General features: G+C 66.7%; 1 pseudogene. It reads right to left on the reverse strand.

The window, feature by feature from the left end:
- Window positions 1-472, reverse strand: a pseudogene (locus EOA27_RS39725) (hypothetical protein); the annotation flags it as partial.
- Window positions 473-492 lie beyond the last annotated feature (20 nt).

Here is a 492-nt window from a genome sequence, read left to right on the forward strand (position 1 = left end):
TCTCGCAGTGGCGCTGCTCGATGACCGGCTTTCGATTCAGTAGCTTGCCGACCCCATCGAGGAGTGCTGCAAGCAGGGCCGGCGGAAGCGCCGCCACGTAGCTGGCGAGCGCGTCGGAGAGCGGATCGGTCTCGAATCGCTTCTTGGGCGCCGCGAGCGCTAGGGCGGAGAGGAGCCACACCACGTCGGCTGGCGTCTGGCCGAGCCCGTCGAGAAGCTCGCCCAGCCAGCTCCGCCGGAGCGTAGGAGCTTCCGCGACAAACGCCTTGCGGACCTCGGCGATGTCCTGCGGAGACCCCACCTCGATCACGGCACGGATGGCGGCGATGCGCGTGTATTTCGATCGAGAGGTGAGGGCGAAGTGCTTGGCCTTGTCGGCGAGCGCCGCGATCCCGCCCTGGTGGAGCATCCGCAGCAGGAACCAGACGATGTCGTCATCGTCCTTGTGCTTGTCGAGGAGCTCGCGGATCACGTCAGCGAGATCCGGATTCG

Source organism: Mesorhizobium sp. M2A.F.Ca.ET.037.01.1.1 (assembly GCF_003998075.1).
Taxonomy (GTDB): Bacteria; Pseudomonadota; Alphaproteobacteria; order Rhizobiales; family Rhizobiaceae; genus Mesorhizobium.